The 17,404-nt window shown below is 62.1% G+C and carries 14 protein-coding genes; 5 read left to right on the top strand and 9 right to left on the bottom strand.

The genetic code is table 11. The annotated features are described in order from the left end of the window. Entirely contained in the window at positions 1-1,062 is a 1,062-nt protein-coding gene (locus KUV45_RS14935; protein WP_224851795.1) for a YeiH family protein, read from the bottom strand. Positions 1,063-1,245: 183 nt separating this feature from the next. Next, positions 1,246-2,877: a GMC family oxidoreductase gene (locus tag KUV45_RS14930; RefSeq protein ID WP_222161999.1), complete on the bottom strand. Its 1,632-nt coding sequence runs from the start codon at positions 2,875-2,877 to the stop codon at positions 1,246-1,248. 212 nt (positions 2,878-3,089) lie between these two features. On the opposite strand from KUV45_RS14930, the gene KUV45_RS14925 reads away from it, so the two are divergent. The 4 genes from KUV45_RS14925 to KUV45_RS14910 all read left to right on the top strand — a co-directional run bounded on the left by KUV45_RS14925 (position 3,090) and on the right by KUV45_RS14910 (position 7,072). Next, entirely contained in the window at positions 3,090-4,322 is a 1,233-nt protein-coding gene (locus KUV45_RS14925) for a TRAP transporter substrate-binding protein (RefSeq protein ID WP_206942775.1), read from the top strand. Further along, positions 4,322-4,909, top strand: coding sequence for a TRAP transporter small permease (locus KUV45_RS14920; RefSeq protein ID WP_222161998.1), 588 nt, complete (start codon positions 4,322-4,324; stop codon positions 4,907-4,909). Before KUV45_RS14925 ends, KUV45_RS14920 begins: the two co-directional genes overlap by 1 nt. A gap of 10 nt (positions 4,910-4,919) precedes the next feature. Further along, positions 4,920-6,194, top strand: a complete 1,275-nt coding sequence (locus tag KUV45_RS14915) for a TRAP transporter large permease (RefSeq protein ID WP_222161997.1) — start codon at positions 4,920-4,922, stop codon at positions 6,192-6,194. 101 nt (positions 6,195-6,295) lie between these two features. Then, positions 6,296-7,072 (top strand): IclR family transcriptional regulator, encoded by a 777-nt coding sequence (locus KUV45_RS14910; protein WP_206942781.1) that lies wholly within the window; start codon positions 6,296-6,298, stop codon positions 7,070-7,072. Positions 7,073-7,223: 151 nt separating this feature from the next. On the opposite strand, the gene KUV45_RS14905 is transcribed toward KUV45_RS14910, so the two are convergent. The 4 genes from KUV45_RS14905 to KUV45_RS14890 form a co-directional block, all read right to left on the bottom strand. Beyond that, a complete protein-coding gene (locus KUV45_RS14905; protein ID WP_222161996.1) occupies positions 7,224-7,766 on the bottom strand; it encodes a universal stress protein in 543 nt (180 codons plus the stop codon). A 148-nt stretch (positions 7,767-7,914) separates the two neighbouring features. Next, complete coding sequence (locus KUV45_RS14900; RefSeq protein WP_206942786.1) at positions 7,915-9,255, bottom strand: TRAP transporter large permease; 1,341 nt, start codon at positions 9,253-9,255, stop codon at positions 7,915-7,917. A gap of 2 nt (positions 9,256-9,257) precedes the next feature. Continuing rightward, the gene (locus tag KUV45_RS14895; RefSeq protein WP_224851798.1) at positions 9,258-9,860 is read right to left on the bottom strand and encodes a TRAP transporter small permease; all 603 of its coding nucleotides are present in this window, start codon (positions 9,858-9,860) and stop codon (positions 9,258-9,260) included. Between the two features lie 56 nt (positions 9,861-9,916). Next, entirely contained in the window at positions 9,917-10,960 is a 1,044-nt protein-coding gene (locus KUV45_RS14890; protein ID WP_222161995.1) for a TRAP transporter substrate-binding protein, read from the bottom strand. Positions 10,961-11,239: 279 nt separating this feature from the next. On the opposite strand from KUV45_RS14890, the gene KUV45_RS14885 reads away from it, so the two are divergent. After that, complete coding sequence (locus KUV45_RS14885) at positions 11,240-12,748, top strand: PLP-dependent aminotransferase family protein (protein ID WP_222161994.1); 1,509 nt, start codon at positions 11,240-11,242, stop codon at positions 12,746-12,748. 161 nt (positions 12,749-12,909) lie between these two features. Here the strand turns inward: KUV45_RS14885 and KUV45_RS14880 are convergent, their stop codons facing one another. The 3 genes from KUV45_RS14880 to KUV45_RS14870 all read right to left on the bottom strand — a co-directional run bounded on the left by KUV45_RS14880 (position 12,910) and on the right by KUV45_RS14870 (position 17,295). Then, a complete protein-coding gene (locus KUV45_RS14880; RefSeq protein WP_222161993.1) occupies positions 12,910-13,959 on the bottom strand; it encodes a GTP-binding protein in 1,050 nt (349 codons plus the stop codon). A gap of 199 nt (positions 13,960-14,158) precedes the next feature. Beyond that, a complete protein-coding gene (locus tag KUV45_RS14875; RefSeq protein ID WP_222161992.1) occupies positions 14,159-15,796 on the bottom strand; it encodes an amidohydrolase in 1,638 nt (545 codons plus the stop codon). Then, positions 15,793-17,295, bottom strand: coding sequence for a sodium/glutamate symporter (locus KUV45_RS14870; RefSeq protein WP_206942797.1), 1,503 nt, complete (start codon positions 17,293-17,295; stop codon positions 15,793-15,795). The genes KUV45_RS14875 and KUV45_RS14870 overlap by 4 nt, the downstream gene beginning before the upstream one ends. Positions 17,296-17,404: the final 109 nt, after the last annotated feature.

Below are 17,404 nucleotides of genomic sequence, written 5' to 3'. Positions count from 1 at the left end.
TCACCACTCGGCGATACCGGTGTACAGGCACACCAGCACCAGGCCAAGCAGGAACAGCGTCTCGGCAATCATCAGAATGACCGGTTTCCACCCCACCACGGCGAGCTTCTGGAACGACGTCTTGATCCCCAGCGCGGCGATCGCCGTCACCAGGCACCAGCGCGACAGGTCCGTCATACCCTCCACCATCACCGGGGGTATCACGCCGAGACTATTGATCAGTACCAGCACCACAAACGCAATCAGAAAGCTCGGGAACATGGGGACCTTGGCGCCATCCGCACCGCCTTCGGCCATCCGGGCACGCCGAAACAGCAGCATGAAGACCATCACCGCCGGCACCAGCATGGCGACCCGCAGCAGCTTGACGAAGGTCGAGATATCGCCCGTTTCGTCCGAGATCATATAGCCAGCACCGACGACCTGGGCCACATCATGTATCGTGCCGCCCAGAAAAATACCCGCCTGGGTGTCGCTCAGCTCCAGCGCTCCCACCAGCAGCGGATACAGCACCATGGCCGCCGTGGATAGCGTGGTCACGCCCACCACCGTTAGGATGGTATTGCGCTCGGCCACCTCGTTACGAGGCATCGCCGCCGACAGCGCCAGCGCTGCCGATGCACCGCAGATGGCGACCGATCCCCCGGTCAGCAGGCCCAGTTCATTGCGCAGGCCAAGCAGCCGCGCCAGCACCCCACCCGCGACGATGGTCAGGATGACCCCGGCCACTACCGTTACCACCGGACCGATGCCAAGCTCGGCCACCTGTTCCAGCGTGATCCGCACGCCCAGCAAGGCCACGCCCAGGCGCAGGATGGTGCGAGCCGCGAACTCGACGCCCAGCAGACAGGGGCCCTGCTCGCTGAGAAAGTGCAGCGTCATGCCGAACAGCAGCGCGTACAGCAGGGTTGGACCACCATAGTGATCAGCGATGAAGGTCGTCGCGAGGGCGATGGTGATACAGATCAGTACGCCGGGCATACGCGCCCTGGCGGGCTCCAGATGCCGCCTCCACCCACTGTCTGGGGCGTCGCTCGGGGCGTGGGTCGTTGGCTGGGACATGACGTGTCCTCTGTTGTCGTTGATATCGCCACGTCGTGGCAGCGTCTTCATGGTGTGAGCAATACGGGGACCGCTGCGGCCGGCACTGCATGCAGCACATGCTGTCCCAGGCGCTGCGGTGGAGTTAGGACCAGCGCCGGGCCTTGCATGAGTCCAGCTAGACGTCCTGGCGGCGCGCCGTACTCAGGCGACCTGCGTCCTTGTCTGGCGGTCGGCCTTGATCATGTCCGCCGCGCGTTCGGCGATCATGATGGTCGGTGCATTGGTATTCCCCGACACGATGATGGGCATGATCGAAGCGTCGACGACCCTGATCCCCTGGAGCCCATGTACCTTCAAGCGATCATCCACCACCGCCAGTGGATCTTTGCCCATCTTGCAGGTGCCCGCGGGGTGGTAGATGGTCTGGCTGTAGCGACGAGCGGCGTCCAGCAACTGCTCATCGCTTTGATACGCCCGTCCAGGCACGTACTCGTCAGTAATCACATCGGCGAGGGGGGCCTGCTCGGCGATACGCCGCGCAACCTTGATGGCGTCCACCGCCACTCGGCAGTCTTCATCGGTGCTGAGGTAGTTGGGCTGGATGGAAGGATAGACCGCCGGGTCCGGGCTGGTGATACGAATGCGTCCGCGGCTGGTCGGTCTGAGCTGGCACACCGATGAGGTAAAGGCCGAGAACGGATGCACTCCTTCCGCCGGCTTGTCGGCGGACAGCGGCTGCATATGAAACTGGATGTCAGGGCGGTCCAGCCCTTCCCGCGACTGGGTGAAAATGCACACCTGACTGGCGGCCAGGGTCAGCGGCCCGGTGCGGGTCAGTGCATACTGGGTGCCCACCGCCAGCTTCTTGAGTGGATGGCGCACCTCATCATTGAGCGTTCGGCAACGCGTCTTGAACACCAGGCGAATCTGCAGATGGTCCTGCAGGTTCTCCCCCACACCAGGCAACTCGTGACGGCAGTCGACGCCGACATCGGCCAAGTGCTGTGGGTCACCGATACCCGAGCACTGCAGGATCTGCGGCGAGCCTATGGCACCCGACGACAGCAGCACCTCAAGAGTAGCGCTGGCCTGACGAAGCACATTGCCCTGGCGGTACTCGACGCCGACCACCCGCTTTCCTTCCAGCAGCAGGCGCTGGCAATGGGCCCGTTTGACCAGGGTCAGGTTGGGGCGCTTCAACGCGGGGCGCAGGAATGCCTTGGCCGTGGAGCAGCGAAAGCCCTTGTACGATGTCTGCTGGAAGTAGCCGACTCCTTCCTGGGTCTCGCCATTGACGTCTTGATTCTCGGGGATACCCGCCGCCTTGGCGGCCTCGATAAAGCGCTCGGCGATCTCGCGACGCAGTCGCAGGTCTGACACCTTGAGCGGCCCATCGGTGCCATGAAAGGCATTGGCCCCGCGCTCCTGGCACTCGGACTTCTTGAAATAGGGCAGCACCGAGGCGTAATCCCACCCCTGGTTGCCCATGGCCGCCCAGTCGTCATAGTCCTGACGCTGCCCTCTTATATAGAGAAGACCGTTCAACGAGCTCGATCCCCCCAGGACCTTGCCCCTGGGCCACTGCAGCCGCCGACCATCGATGCCGTCATCCGGGTCCGTCAGGTAGCACCAGTCGGTCGCCGGGTTGTGCATGGTCTTGAAGTAGCCTACCGGCACGTGAATCCAAGGGTTCCAGTCCGATCCCCCTGCCTCCAGCAGCAGTACGGAAACCTCCGGGTCTTCGCTGAGACGGTTCGCCAGTACGCAGCCGGCGGAACCGGCTCCCACGACGATGTAGTCGAAGACGTCTGACGATGGTGTTGTCGTTGTCATGGCTCTCACTCAAACGAGACGTTTTGTCTCAAAACATCGTAGACCCATTTCCAAAAATATCAACATCGAGACAAATAGAATCAATTTTATTGCCAACACCCAAAAGGCGATCTATGGTGTGGTCAAGGCCGAAAAACGGCCCGGAGGCATTGCCCCGCCATGGCCTGCCTCCTTCTGCATCCCGACACCAACCACAACATTGGGAGCAACACATGAGTTCACGCCTTCTCCCCTCACGTCTGTCTCGCCGTGACTTCCTCAACATCTCCGGTCGCTTCGGCATGACGTCTACCCTATTGGCCGCCAGCGGCCTCGGCGCGGGCCTGACCGCATCGAGTCTTGCCCGCGCCGCGGAGTCCGAGCAGCAGCGCCGCTACGCCAGCGAGCCAAAGTTCCAGCTACGCTTCGGCGCCTCCGGCTTCAATGAGCGCAACCTGGATATTCAGAAATCCGGTCAGCTGTTCTTTGCCCGGGACCTCGAGGAGCGCACCGACGGCGCTATTCGCGTCGAATTCATGGGGTCCAACGAGGTCTGCAACCAGCTCGACTGTGTCAGCAAGGCACAACAGGGCATCGTCGACATCTTCTCGGCATCGACCCAGAATTCCGCCGGCGGCGCGCCCTACCTGAACGTGCTGGACTTCGCCTACATGTTCCCGAGCGTCGCCTCGATGTTCCATTTCTTCTACGACCACCGCAGCGAGGCCTTACTGCGCGAACCGATGCGCCAGCGCCACAACCTGCAGTTCCTGTTCACCCACTGCGACCTGCGCGGACTGATGATGGGCCAGAGCTGGGCGGACCGTCCGCTGGTCGACAGCCTGGAAGTGCTGCAAGGCACCAAGAACCGGGTAACAGGCACTCAGCTCGGTCGTATCGCCATGGAACAGCTTGGTCTCAATCCGGTTCCGGTGGCCTGGGAAGAGACCCTGGACGGACTGCGGCAGGGACTGCTGGATGGCGCGGAAACCTGGATGAGTGCGGTGGCCTACGCGGGCATGGCGCCGGTGGTCTCCCAAGCGGTCGACCTGCGCTTCTTTGCGGGCACCGAGCATACCGCCATGAATCTGTCCAAGTTCGAAAGCCTCGGCGCAGAACTTCAGCAGCAAGTGATGGAATCTGCCTATACCGCGCAGATCTTTACCCAGGGCATGAACGAGGCCGGTCGCTACCAGATTGTCGGCGCCAGTGAACACCCTGCCGCGGGCACCGTCTTTGCAGAAAACAATGTGAGAGTCGCGCCGCTATCCGATGAGATTCGCGCCCAGGCCGAGCAGCTATGTGCGCCCGAGTTCAACCCGGGCCCCTGGGAGCAATGGCGTGAGCGCTTGAATGGCTGGGCGGGCGACATCGATATCTACCAGGAGATTCACACCATTGCTCGCGAAATCCCCCGCGATATGGCGGCTGTCAATGTAGCGCCGAAGCGCTGGTGGAGGGCGTAATGAGCGATCACAAGGCCACCGCGGCTGAGGCGACGTCGTCTGACGTCGCCAACCGCTCGACTCCCGCCTGGCTGCTGCCTCTGAAGTGGATCGATGCCAACCTGGAGAAGGTCATCATTCTGGTGTCCTACAGCGGAATGGCAGGCATCATCTTCGTCGAGGTCATCCGCCGCTTCTTCTTCAGCCTGCAAGCCCCCTGGAGTACCAGTATTCCGGTGCTGCTGTTCCTGTGGCTGACCTGGTTCGGCGCGTCGCTCAACGTCAAGCAGCGTACCCACCTCTCGCTCAACGAGATTCGCATGCGCCTGCCCTACTCAGGCCAGTTCGCCTGTCAGGTCCTCGATGCGGTGCTGTGGATCGCCTTCGGCGCCCTGGTCATCCATTTCACCCTCATCCAGGTGCAATTGGCGCACATGAACTTCGCCATCGTGCCCGGCACCGACAATGTCATGCAGTGGTGGTTCTACCTGGCCACGCCGCTGGCCTGGGTGCTGATCATCTACCGCGTCCTCCAGAATCTGGCGACCGACGTCGCACGTTTCCGCCGAGGCGAACCTTTCAACCTGCAACCGTCCATCATGGACTAGGAGAAGCGTGATGACTGACGGCATGCTTATTGGCCTGGTCACGGCGGGCTGTACCACGATCTTTCTGCTGGGGGTCCCGATCTTTCTGGTGATCGGACTGTGGGTGGTCGGCACCAGCCTGATCATCGACTTCACCCTCGCCAACGTCGGCGTCACCCTGTTTCAGGGGCTCAGCTTCTTCGGGCTGTTGGCGCTTCCCTTGTTTATCCTTACCGGCGACCTGATCAATGCCGCGGGCATTGCCAAGCGGCTGTCCGACTTTGCCTACTCGGTACTGGGTTGGCTGCGCGGCGGCATGGGCATGGCGACCCTGGGCGCCTGCGGCCTGTTTGCGGCGATCTCGGGATCCAACGCCGGCACAACGGCCACGATTGGCTCCATCATGCAGCCTGAGATGGTCAAGAACGGCTATGACGAGCGCTTTTCGGCGGCCACCGCAGCCTCCGGCGGCACCGTAGGTATCATCATCCCCCCCTCGATCATCTTTATCGTCTACGGCTTCATGATGAACCTGTCGATCAGCGATCTGTTCATCGCCGGGATGATTCCCGGAGCGATGATGGTGCTGGGCATGATGGTGGCCTGCCACCTGGTCGCACGGCGCCACGGCTGGGGCACGCTGATTCCCTTCAAGGGCGGAGAAAGCGCTCGCTTCGCACGCCGCGCCTACCTGGGCTTCGCGACTATCGGGGTGGTGCTGTACGGCATCTATTCGGGCAAGTTCTCGCCCACCGAGGCGGCAGCGATCACGGTCGGTTTCACCTTGATTGCCGGGCTGCTGATCACCCGCGAGATCCGCTTTACGGCACTGCCGTCGATCATGCTGCGCTCCGGCCAGATCGCCGGCATGCTGGCACCGCTGATCGCTATTTCGGTGGTCATGCAGCAGCTTCTGTCGGTGTTGGGTGCGGGGCAGGCGCTGGAGACCCTGCTCAGCGGGCTGGGCAACTACTACGTCATCCTCGGCGCATGCATGCTGATGATCCTGTTGGCGGGCATGATTCTCGAGAGTCTGCCGGTGACCATCATCCTGGCCCCGATTCTTGCGCCAATCGCCCAGAATGCGGGGGTCGATCCGATACACTTCGCGGTGATCTTCCTGGTCGGTGCCGCCATCGGTTTCGTCACGCCGCCCTTCGGTCTCAACCTGTACGTCGCCAGCAGTATCACCGGCATTCCCTACCTCAGACTGGTGAAGTTCGTTATTCCCTACTTTATCGCGTTGATCAGCTGCTGGATTGCTATCTCGCTATGGCCTGCCCTGTCGCTGATGCTGGTGGGATGACATCGCTTGAACCGGTGCACGCTGACGCGGCAAGCCTCTCCGGGCTTGCCGCGTTATCATGAACGTCAGGTTTTTCATTTCGACGTCGCCAAGGATCGCCTATGCCGACCAACGACAGCTCCCGCAACACGACCAATTCCACGCTGCAACGCGGTCTGATGCTGCTCGAGAGCATCGCCACCGCCGTGCATGGCGTCAGTGCCGCCGACCTGGAACGCCAGCTGGACATCCCCAAGCCGACGCTCCACCGACTGCTCAAGCAGCTCGAGGAACAGGATCTGATCGTGCGGGACCCAGAGGGCCGTCACTTGCTGCCGGGAGATCGCCTGCATCAGATGGCCATGGGGGTCCTCGCCAACGAGAGCCTGAAGGCTCCGCGCCGGATGCTGCTCAAGCGTCTCGCCGAAGACGTCAACGAGACCTGCAACCTGACCCTGCTGGAGGGTCACGAGGTGCTCTACTACGAGCGGGTGGAAACCAACTGGCCGGTACGCATCCAGCTGCCCCCGGGCTCTCGCATCCCGCTGCATTGCACCGCCAGCGGCAAGCTGTTTCTTGCCCTGATGGGCGCTAACCAACGCCGCCAGCTGCTCAAGCACTTGCCGCTGGAGGCCTACACGCCCTACACCGCCACCGACGCCGACGAACTCGAACGCCGCCTTGAGAACATCGCCGCCAACGAGCTGAGCACCGACAACGAAGAATTTATTCAGGGCATGGTGGCTATCGCGGTGCCCATCTACGACACAGCGGGCCGTATCCAGGCGACGCTCGCCATTCACGCCCCGCGACTACGCCACACCATTGATTCGCTGATGGAGTGGGCCCCGCTGATGCGCCGTATCGCCGGCCAGCTGCAAGAAACGTTTCAGCGCTGAGAAGCGGTCTAGCAGCGTCTCATCTTGAGAGGCCCTGGGCTCGACGACATGAAGAGCCCGACGCTGCGCGACGTGACGAGACGTGACGCTGCACCGGGCTCTTTTAAAGGGCTTTTTTAACGAGCTCTTTCAACAGGTTGTTTCCACAGGCTCACACCGGTGGCACCACCACCACGGGAACGCTGGCACGCTTGATCACGCCCTTGGTGACCTTGCCGGCGTAGGACGCGCTGAACCCCCGTTTATTGGTGGCCATGACGATCATGTCGCAATCATGTCGGGTGGCATAACGGATGATTTCCGACGCCGGATATCCCTCCACCACGGCACGAGCGGTGATCAGGCTCATGTGGCTCGGCGCGTCGGCGGATACCTTGTCACCGCGCTGTCGGCCGCTTTGTTCGCTGTCTGCTGGGTGACTCCCCAGCCAATCCTGCTGAAGCGCCTCGATAAACTCATCGAGTCGCTGTGCCGCCTGTGCGCGTCGCTGTTCCATCAACGCATCCAGAGTGCGTCGCTCGCGAATGTTGGCCTTGAGGGTCTGCATCACATCGTCAGAGAGTGACTTGACGGCGTGCAACACGTGAACCTCTGCCTGGCAGGCGCTGGCGAGGCTGAGGCTATGGGCCAGGACCTGACGGCAGTCATCCTTGAGCCCAAGGCAACACAGCACACGTGAGATGGTGGTAGGCATGGCAACCTCTCTATGGGGTGTCAGGCCGGGACGCTGGCGTGGCGGTTCCCGGCGAGGTTCAGAGGGCTAGTTCAGAGGGCTAGTTCAGAGGGCGACACTCACACTGGCGCCCGCGACGCCGCCATGACCCGGCGGCACCTGCACGACGTCAATAGCCAAGAAGCCCGGGTAGCCACAGCGACAGCGCCGGGAAGTAGGCAATCAGGAACAACGCGAATACCGATGCGGCAGCAAATGGCAGCGCCTTCAGCGAAATTTCCTCGATCGACGATCCTCCGATACCTGACGCCACGAACAGGTTCTCCCCCAGAGGCGGCGTCTGGAAGCCGATGGCCAGCGCGCACACCACTACAATGCCCACATGCACCGGATCCATCCCCAGCATGTACATGATGGGCAGCAGAACGGGCGTCAGGATCATGATGGCCGCCAGGGTTTCCATGAACATGCCGACAAACAGCAGGAAGGCGATCACCATGGCCCAGATGAGATACAGATTGTCGGTCAATCCCAGCATGCCCTCGGCAATGACGGCAGGAACCCGCTGCTCGACCAGCAGTCGTCCAAAGACGGTCGCGGTGAACAGGATCAGCAGCACCCGACCAGTGATCCAGGTAGTCGTCTCCAGGGTCTTCAGCGTGGGTTTCCATTTCAGCTCGCGGTGCAGGAAGATGCCGACGATCAGGGTGTAGGCAATGGCCACCACGGCGGATTCCGTGGGGGTAAAGAGTCCACTGTAGATACCTCCCAGAATGATCAGCGGTGCCAGAATCGACCACACACCGCGCTTCAGACTGCGGCCAATGGTCTCCCAGGACCAGGTATCACTGAGCCCCGAATAGCCACGGCGTCTGGAGATCACATAGTTGATGGTCAACAGGCAACCGGCAATGACCATGCCGGGTACGATACCGGCGATGAACAGCTTCGGAATCGACAGACTCTGGAAGGCGCCATGCTGCGCCACGGCCTCTGCCGGGGGCTGCAGACCCATCCCCGAAATCCCGAAGATCACCATCGGAATCGACGGCGGAATGACAACCCCCAAGCCACCGGACGAGGCGGTGATGGCGGAACCATAGCCGCGGTCATAACCACGATTGGCCATGGCAGGGATCATCAGCATGCCCACCGCAGCGGTGGTGGCAGGCCCCGATCCAGAGATGGCACCGAAAAACATGCAGGCAAATACCGTGGCGGCGGCAAGCCCCCCCGTCACCGGACCCGCGAAGGCTTCCGCGATATCGACCAGGCGTCGGGATATGCCTGCAGCCTCCATCAATGCCCCCGCCAGTATGAAGGCTGGCAATGCCATCAACGGAAATGAGCCTACCGAGGTAAAGGCGATCTGGACGAAGGCCATGGGGTTTTCCCCCAGCCACAGGTACGTCGCCAGGGCGGCGACACCCAGCGACACCGTAATCGGAGCCCCCAGCAGAAGCAGCAGAAAGAACACGCCAAACAGCACGTAGATCAGGCTGGTTTCCATCGCTACTTCTCCTCGGCCGAGGGTGACAGTGCGGCCATCCGTGCTTCCTCGATGGCTTCGGCCTCCGGGTCTTCCGGCTCCCGATGCTGAACAAAGCGCACATAGTTGTTCTGCACGATACGTAGCGTCATGAGCACAAATGCCAGCGGCAGGATCAGGTAGAACACCTTCATCGGCACCCCAAGGGTCTGGGATTTCCAGAAGTCGTTCATCCGATGGAACACGAAGTCGTAACTCAGCCAGATGAACACCAAATTGAAGCCGACCCAGATCAGATCGGTCAGCACGCCACAGGCAAGCCCCACCCACCTGGGCAGGAAGCGAAACTGAAACGTCACCCGGTTATGGGCAGACTTCTTGGCGGCGTACACCGCGCCCAGATAGGCAAACCAGACAAAGGCGTAGGTCGCCAGCTCATCGGCCCAGGGCAGCGAGTAGCTGAACAGATTGCGCAGAAGAATCTGCGCGAAAAGGAGAACAACAAAGGTCACCAGCAGCAACTGACACAGCCAGTTCTCGAGATTGTCCACCACCTTCCAGACACATTTCATCACGACGACCTCCGAGCGGTCGCCGCCGACCCTGCCAGTGGAGTCGGCGGCCATGGTGCCCGACACCGGGCACCAGGAGGGTTCAAGGACATTCAGGCGAGGGACGCTATTCAGGGAGCGGGTTCACGTCCTAGAGCGGCCAGGGCGGCATCCAGTTTTTGCTTGCCGCCAATGCTGTCGTAGAAGTCAGGCCAGATGGCAGTGGCCTGTTCGATCCAAGCCTGTTCGCCATCGGCAGGCTCGGTGATTTCCATGCCGTGCTCTTCTACCAGGCGCGTCTTGATGGCGTCTTCCTGGGCAAGCAGATAGTCATAGCTGTGGTCGGTGGCCTCCTGAGCCGCTGCCAACACCCACTGCTGCTGTTCTTCGGGCAGGCTCTGGAACTTGCCTTCGCTGATGATCAGCGGCTCCATGGAGAACACATAGCAGCTGTCGGTCACATGATCCTGGACCTCGTAGAACTTCATCGCATCAATGGTGATGTAGGGGTTGTCCTGACCGTCGACCACGCCCTGCTGCAGCGCCGTGAAGGTCTCCGACCAGGCCAGAGGATTGGGGTTGATGCCCCAGGACTGATAGGCCGCGATCATGATCTCGTTCTTGGGCACGCGAATGACCAGCCCATCCAGATCGTCCGGGGTTGCTACCGGATGGGACGAATTGGTCAGCCGTCGGCATCCCGAATAGGCCCAGCCGAGGATGCGCACGCCGGCATCGCGAATGGTGTTCTCCACCATTTCCTGACCGATCGCGCCTTGGGTCAGGGTGCGGGCATCTTCGGGGCTCTGAATGACATAGGGAAGGGTCATCACCCCCACCGTGGGCGAAAAGGGGGTGATATTGTTGATCGCCAGCACCGACAGGTCGAGCAGCCCCATGCTGGCGTTGTTGACCGTATCTTGCTCGCTGCCAAGCTGACCGTTGGGGAACAGGTCGACGTTGATCTCACCCCCGGACTTTTCCTCGATCAGGTTGGCAAAGGTCGATCCAAGCTCATATTGGGTGCCACCGGCGGCATCACCCAGCGCCATCTTCCAGGTCGCCGCCTGGGCAGTGGTCCCAGCGCTCAGCAGCGCCAGTGACAAGCCGGTAACCAGCCCGCGCGGCAGAACGCGTGAGGACTTGGGGTGCGTATAGGGTGCCTGGTTGTGCATGAGGAACTCCCATCATTGTTGTACCGCATCGAGCGGAATATTGTGTCGGGTGTTTCATTTCAGGGGCGGTCGGCGGCATGTTGGCTTCGCCGCCTCACCATGATGCTTACTCTCTATCGACAAACGCGCACCCCATAGGACCAACGCGCCGCCATCGTTTGGGCCAGCCCCCCGGCTCCTCTCGACAGCGTGCGTTGTCTGTAGGATCGTAAGCAGCGGTAGCGAATCTCTTCGTCGCCCCACAATGCCAATAATGACTATCAGGAATGCACCAGCGGAATGAGCGCCCCCCTGTTTCGACTCAACGCCGACCGTAAGGAAAGCCTGCAGTGCCAGCTGCGCGAGCAGATCGCCCGCGCGATCATCGAAGGCCATCTGCCGACTGGCGAAGCGCTTCCCTCGAGCCGGCGCCTGGCCAAGGAGCTGGGCGTCGCGCGCAATACCGTCATGCTGGCCTATGACCAGCTGCTGGATGATGGCTATCTGGTGGCCCGAGAACGCAGCGGCTACTTCGTCAATCCTGACATTCTGGCCGGGCGCGTCGCCGCCACCGGGGCCGACAATCACGCTGCCGCACGTACTGCGGCCGCACCCGAGCTGCCCTGGGAATCACTGCTGACGCGCCGGCTCGCCCAGCAGCCCTGCATCACCAAGCCGACCGACTGGCTCGACTACGACTACCCATTCCTCTACGGTCAGATCGATCCCAACCTCTTCCCTACCCAGCATTGGCGCGAGTGCAGTCGTGACTCGGTGAGCGTGCCGGCGATTCGCCGCTGGTCTGCCGACCACCTGAGTGAAGACGACCCCTTGCTGGTCGAACAGATTCACCAACGCCTGCTGCCACGCCGCGGCGTCTGGGCACGACCCGAGGAAATCCTGGTGACGGTGGGCGCGCAGCAGGCGCTGTGGATCAGCGCGATGCTGACCCTGGGGCCACAGCGCCGCTTTGCCATGGAAAACCCCGGTTACGTCGACATGGTCAACATCGCGCGCACCTTTACCGACGATATTCTGGCGGTGGACGTGGACGACCAGGGGCTGGTGATCGATGACCGACTTGCCGGCTGCCATCTGGCCTATGTGACGCCTAGCCACCAATCCCCTACCGGCGTCACCCTGCCGCTGGAGCGTCGCCGACAGCTGCTGGAACGCGCCGACCGCGACAATTTCCTGGTGATAGAAGACGACTACGAGAGCGAGACCAATTTCATCGACAACCCGACCCCCGCCCTCAAGAGTCTGGATACCAGCGGTCGGGTCATCTATGTGGGGAGTCTGTCCAAGACGCTGGCGCCAGGCTTGAGGCTTGGCTACATGGTGGCGCCCCCTGCCTTCATCGCTGAAGCGCGCGCCCTGCGTCGCCTCATGCTTCGCCATCCAGCGACCAACAATCAGCGCAGTGTGGCGCTGTTTCTCGACCGGGGCTATCACGACGCTCTGCTGCGCCAGATACGCCAGACCTATCAACGTCGCTGGCACTTGATGCGGGATGCCCTGGAAGCGCACCTTCCTCAGTTCCAGATCCGCTCCACCTTTGGCGGCTCGTGTTTCTGGCTGGAAGCGCCCGAGAGCACCGACGTCGGGCTGCTCAAGCGTCTGGCCCAGGAGCAAGGCGTGCTGTTTGAAGCGGGAGACGTGCATTTCCTTACCCAGCCGACACGTCCCACGCTGCGCCTGGGTTTTTCTGCCATCGACGAGTCACGCATCGAAGCCGGCATCGAGCGTCTGGCCTCACTGCTGCCCTCACTGCGGCAAGAGGCAAGTACGCCGGTGCATCGCGGCTGAACGCACATCCGCTTAAGCGTCGGCTCCACACACCATCGCCCCTTAGGGCAGCGCTGAATACACCAGCCAAGCGGTATGAGGCGCTAGGCGCCCGCGACGCAGCGAATCGGCGGCGCAGCCATTGATGCAGGTGTCCCCTGGCGGGCTGGCCGCGTGGCGATCTATGGATGGTCGATCAGATGTTCAAGCGGCTCTTCGAGCTGTTCAATCTCCTTGATCAGACCGTCAAATGCCTCGCTCTGGCGGCCGATACAGACCAACACCGCTCCAGTCACCGGACGGCCATGGGGGTGCCAACGACCTCGCGATCCGCTGTATTGGAGGCTGTACCAGCCACCTTCGCCCGCGGCCTGCCTGAGAAAGCCCTTGGCCCGATACAGGCAATCGCGGTAGCGCTCCAGCACCGTCACCAGTCGATCGGCCGCCACCGCTCCGGTGAAGTGCAGGGTACGCTGCCTCAGCCCGGAGTGATCTGTGTGGCCCCCTGACGCGTCGGCGCCCGCCGGATGCTCAGAAGACCCCGCCATCGTGCGGTCAAGCTGGCTGTCAGCGCCGCCACATGACTGAGCGGCGACATCGCCATCGTCCCAGGCCCCGGTTTCCGATACCAGGGTGGCTCCTGGCGCCAGCTTTCCCAACCAGGCCAGCAGGCGTTCTCTATCCTCTTCGTCCCGAGGTAGACGATTCACCAACAAGCGCCGCGCCGACGACAACTGAGCGTGCCAGAGGTCACTGACCTGAACGTCTTGGGCCAGGCGCCGGGCCTGGCTGGCATCGACCAGCACCACGGTATCGGAAAGGCTCAACCCCGGCGCCAGTCGAGCGATGTCGCCGATGCGCCAAGGGTTGGCGACACCGCTGGCCTCGATCAGTATCTCACTGGGCCTGGCCTTCAGCCGCAACGCCTGGGACAGCTGCTCTGCCAGGGTCCCGCCCAGGGTGCAGCAGACGCAGCCATTGGCCAACGACAGCACGCGATCGTCCCGGTAATCGATCGATGCCACATCCACATTGACCTTGCCGACGTCGTTGACCAGGATCAGCGCGTCCACCACGTCACCCGCCGCCAGGCGTCGATTGATGTAGGTGGTCTTGCCTGCCCCCAGGAAACCGGCGATGACCGTGACCGGAACCGCCTCGAGGGCACTGCGCTGCGCTGAGCCCCGCGGACGGATGCTTGCGGGCTCAAGGCTGTCCCTGGCGGCTTCCATTGCCTCAGCCCGCACTATTCCCTCAGTCCGAACTATTCCCTCAGCCCCTTCTATCCTCTCAGCCCCCATGGGACCACTTGCCAGATCGTCATGGACCATCTCATCTACCTTTGTTGATGCCCATTGCAGGCGGCCGTATCCATCGCGCTCTCTTGCCCTTTGCCGGGCACCCTGTCGCCAGCGACGGAGTCAGCAACCTTCATCCTGTGTGGCTTGCCTTGCGTTGGTGGATACGCCCGCCCAGCATGGTGGCATGTACCCTGATGTCTCGCAGGGCTTCGGCCGGTTGTTCAAGCGGGTCCTGATCCAGCACGGCCATGTCGGCAAACTTGCCCACTTCCAGGCTGCCCACGCGATCATCCATCCCCAGGGTGAAGGCGGCACCCAGGGTGATCATCTCAAGGGCGGCCTCAACGCTGACGGCCTCCTGCTCACCAAGCTGACGGCCGCTGGCGGTAGTGCGGTTCACCGCGCACCAGGCAGTAAACAGTGGCCCCAAAGGGGTCACCGGCGCATCACTATGGATCGCGGTCATGATGCCCAGGCGTCGCGCAGACGCCAGTGGCTCCAGTCGCTGGCAGCGAGACGGACCCAGGGTGCGCTGCAGATGGATGTCGCCCCAGTAGTAGATGTGGTTGGCAAACATGTTGAGACACAGCTCAAGCCTGGCAGCACGTCGCAGCTGAGCATGGTCGATGACCTGGCAGTGCTGCAGGGTATGGCGATGATCGGGGCGCGGCCACAGCGTCAACGCCTGGGTCAGAGCCTCCAGCATCAGTTCGACGGCCTCATCTCCATTGGTGTGGATATGCAGCTGCAATCCCGCCTGATGGTACGCCTGCACCAGCTCCGTCAAGGCGGCGGGGTCGGCATTCCACATGCCATTGGCGTGGCCGTCATGGTAGTGGGGCCATTTCAGGCGGGCGGTGTAGCCCTGAATCGAGCCGTCTGTCATCAGCTTGGCCGGGCCGAACACCAGTCGGTCATGACTGTAGGTCTTGGCACGCTGTAGACGCGCGATCCCCTCCTCCGCCGACCAACCCAATACCCCCATGGCAGGCACCAGCCGTACCGGAAAATCGGCGGCCTGGGTCGCCTCCCGCATGGCCTCGATGGCCTCGTCGGTCATCGGGTTGTAAAGATCGGTGATGGTGGTCACGCCACAGGCACTGGCGATCGTCCCGTATCGCTTGAGCGCCTGGGGCGAGGCCACCGCATTGAACAGGTTATTGCCGATGGCATCGAACACCACGAACATGGCCGCCATTTCCTGCAGCTCACCGTTTGGCCGTCCCTGGTCATCCAGTCGTACCCCTTCCACCCTCGGGCCTTGCTCGATCCCGCTCAGCTCCAGCATCACACTATTGACCGTCATGCTGTGAAAGCTGGCGTGGAGGATCACCAGCGGCCGGTCTGCGACGGCCTCATCCAGCTCTCGACGACTCAGTCGCTGCCCTGGAAAGTAGACCGGGTCGAACCCCCATGCGATCAGCGGCTCCCCCTCGTCCAACGTGGCCGCATGCTGGCGCAGGCGCTGCTGCACCTGGGCGATGGTCTCAAGGCCGCTCCATTGCTGGCCAAGATGATCCTGTCGCGGAAAGAATCCAAGGTACAGGTAGTCCCACATCGCGCCTTCCAGGGCATGGCTGTGGCCTTCCACGAAGCCCGGCAGGATCACCTTGTCGGCAAACTGATCATCGGTGCGGGCATGGCTCGGCATATCCTCGGCGCCGCCCACCGCCAGGATTCGGTCATCGTGCACGGCGACGTGGGTGGCCCGGGGCTGGGATGGATTCATGGTCAGCACGCGGCGAGCAGGATAGACAACGATACTCATGAGCGAGACGCTCCCTTGGTCACGGTCGATGAAAGGCTGGCGGGTGAGCTGGTGTATGAAGGTTGGTCGACGCTGGCGGCCCAACCTGACGATGGCGAACTATCTCGCCCGTGGCGGCCCCACATCAGCATCAGCGGGATGCAGGCGACCAGGGCCAGCGCCGTGCCACCAAAGGCCAGCAGATAAGTTCCTGCCCCCAGAGACGGCGCGATCGGCGCGAAGATCATCAGCAGGTGCAGCGTCGCCAGCACGATGGCCAGATTGAAGAAGGCCAGCTCCTTGGGCACGGAGGTGGAAAAGTCGGCGTCCATCATTCGCAGCAGAAGCAGCCCGGTACCGGTGGAGCCGCAGCAGCAGCCAAAGGACGTCACGGTTCGCTCCGGTCCTAGCTCGCCGCTCAGCCGCCCCATGACCAGACACCCCAGCAGCGTCGACAAGGTGACGGCCACCGTGACCAGCAGGATGGGCACCAGCAGCGCGTAAAGCACGGCAAACTGGATGCTCATCAGGGTGCCCACCACCATGAAATCCACCGAGCTGCCAGTAATTCTTTTAAGCGTCTCATCATCGACCCGATGAGCGAGGCCAAGACGATCAATGAGCATACGCATCAGCACGCAGACGCCCAGACCGTGCAGGAAGAACAGGTTGTGACTGAACAGCACCCCCACGTTGATGCCGAAGGGTGTGGCGTCACCGATCACCCCCTGGATAAAGGTCAGCCACAGGTGCGTGACGACATAGGCAATCGCCAGCAGACCAAGGTGATAGGCCAGGGAGTCCAGATTGCCAGGGTGGGAGATCATGCGCCCCATCGATGGCAAGGAGGTCGCGTCGGCCGCCTCGCCGGCACGGGTGAAGAAGCCGCGACGGAAGTTGTCGTCCAGGCGTGAGGCGCGGTTGGCGTTCAGTCCCTTGGACAGATAGCGTCGCGCCAACGGCACGCCTAGTGCGAAGGCCATCAGGAATCCAAGCGAGGCATAGATAAGTCCCACCTGGGCGGCATTGGCGATGCCGTACTCGCTCTCCCAGATAGTGCCGTAGGTCAGCGCCTGTCCGGGCCCCTGAGTGAAGCCATGGGTGACGATGGCACCGAGAAAGGCGCTGATCTCGCTGCCGGTCACCGCGTCGTAGCCGCTGACCACGAGGAAACCGATCACGCCCTGAAGGCCCAGGCTGATGCTCCAGGCAAGGGTCATCCACATGCCGCCGCGAAAGATGCTGCCACCGCCGGCCTCGCTCTGGCGCCCGCTTCCCGTCAGGCACAAGGACATGAAGCTCAGGGTAAAAAAGTGAAAGGTCAGCGCGGTGAAATCGCCTGGCTCATAGCCAGGCAGCAGGCCCAGCGACAGCGCCAAGAAACCCAGCAGACCACCGACAATGCTGGCGGGAACCAGCGAGGCTCGCAGCCAGCCAAGGCGGCTGCGCAGCTGACTGCCAAGCCATAGCATCAAGGCCAGCAGCGCAAAGGCAATTACCCCGTGAAAGGAATCTTGCATGATGGAGTCACCCGACGGTTGTTATTGGAAGTGAAGCGGATGTTCTCAGCCTAGGACCACCGTCGTTGCTCGTATAATATCAATTAGGTTTCATGCGATACCGATGAGG

It is taken from the genome of Halomonas sp. DP3Y7-2, assembly GCF_019800795.1.
Taxonomy (GTDB): domain Bacteria; phylum Pseudomonadota; class Gammaproteobacteria; order Pseudomonadales; family Halomonadaceae; genus Halomonas; species Halomonas litopenaei_A.
Note: the sequence above shows the minus strand (reverse complement) of the source record. Positions and strands in the feature narration are given on the sequence as shown.

Coding starts and splice junctions, on each gene's coding strand:
- KUV45_RS14935 (WP_224851795.1), bottom strand. CDS start 1,062: ATGTCCCAGCCAACGACCCACGCCCCGAGCGACGCCCCAGACAGTGGG.
- KUV45_RS14930 (WP_222161999.1), bottom strand. CDS start 2,877: ATGACAACGACAACACCATCGTCAGACGTCTTCGACTACATCGTCGTG.
- KUV45_RS14925 (WP_206942775.1), top strand. CDS start 3,090: ATGAGTTCACGCCTTCTCCCCTCACGTCTGTCTCGCCGTGACTTCCTC.
- KUV45_RS14920 (WP_222161998.1), top strand. CDS start 4,322: ATGAGCGATCACAAGGCCACCGCGGCTGAGGCGACGTCGTCTGACGTC.
- KUV45_RS14915 (WP_222161997.1), top strand. CDS start 4,920: ATGACTGACGGCATGCTTATTGGCCTGGTCACGGCGGGCTGTACCACG.
- KUV45_RS14910 (WP_206942781.1), top strand. CDS start 6,296: ATGCCGACCAACGACAGCTCCCGCAACACGACCAATTCCACGCTGCAA.
- KUV45_RS14905 (WP_222161996.1), bottom strand. CDS start 7,766: ATGCCTACCACCATCTCACGTGTGCTGTGTTGCCTTGGGCTCAAGGAT.
- KUV45_RS14900 (WP_206942786.1), bottom strand. CDS start 9,255: ATGGAAACCAGCCTGATCTACGTGCTGTTTGGCGTGTTCTTTCTGCTG.
- KUV45_RS14895 (WP_224851798.1), bottom strand. CDS start 9,860: ATGGCCGCCGACTCCACTGGCAGGGTCGGCGGCGACCGCTCGGAGGTC.
- KUV45_RS14890 (WP_222161995.1), bottom strand. CDS start 10,960: ATGCACAACCAGGCACCCTATACGCACCCCAAGTCCTCACGCGTTCTG.
- KUV45_RS14885 (WP_222161994.1), top strand. CDS start 11,240: ATGAGCGCCCCCCTGTTTCGACTCAACGCCGACCGTAAGGAAAGCCTG.
- KUV45_RS14880 (WP_222161993.1), bottom strand. CDS start 13,959: ATGGAAGCCGCCAGGGACAGCCTTGAGCCCGCAAGCATCCGTCCGCGG.
- KUV45_RS14875 (WP_222161992.1), bottom strand. CDS start 15,796: ATGAGTATCGTTGTCTATCCTGCTCGCCGCGTGCTGACCATGAATCCA.
- KUV45_RS14870 (WP_206942797.1), bottom strand. CDS start 17,295: ATGCAAGATTCCTTTCACGGGGTAATTGCCTTTGCGCTGCTGGCCTTG.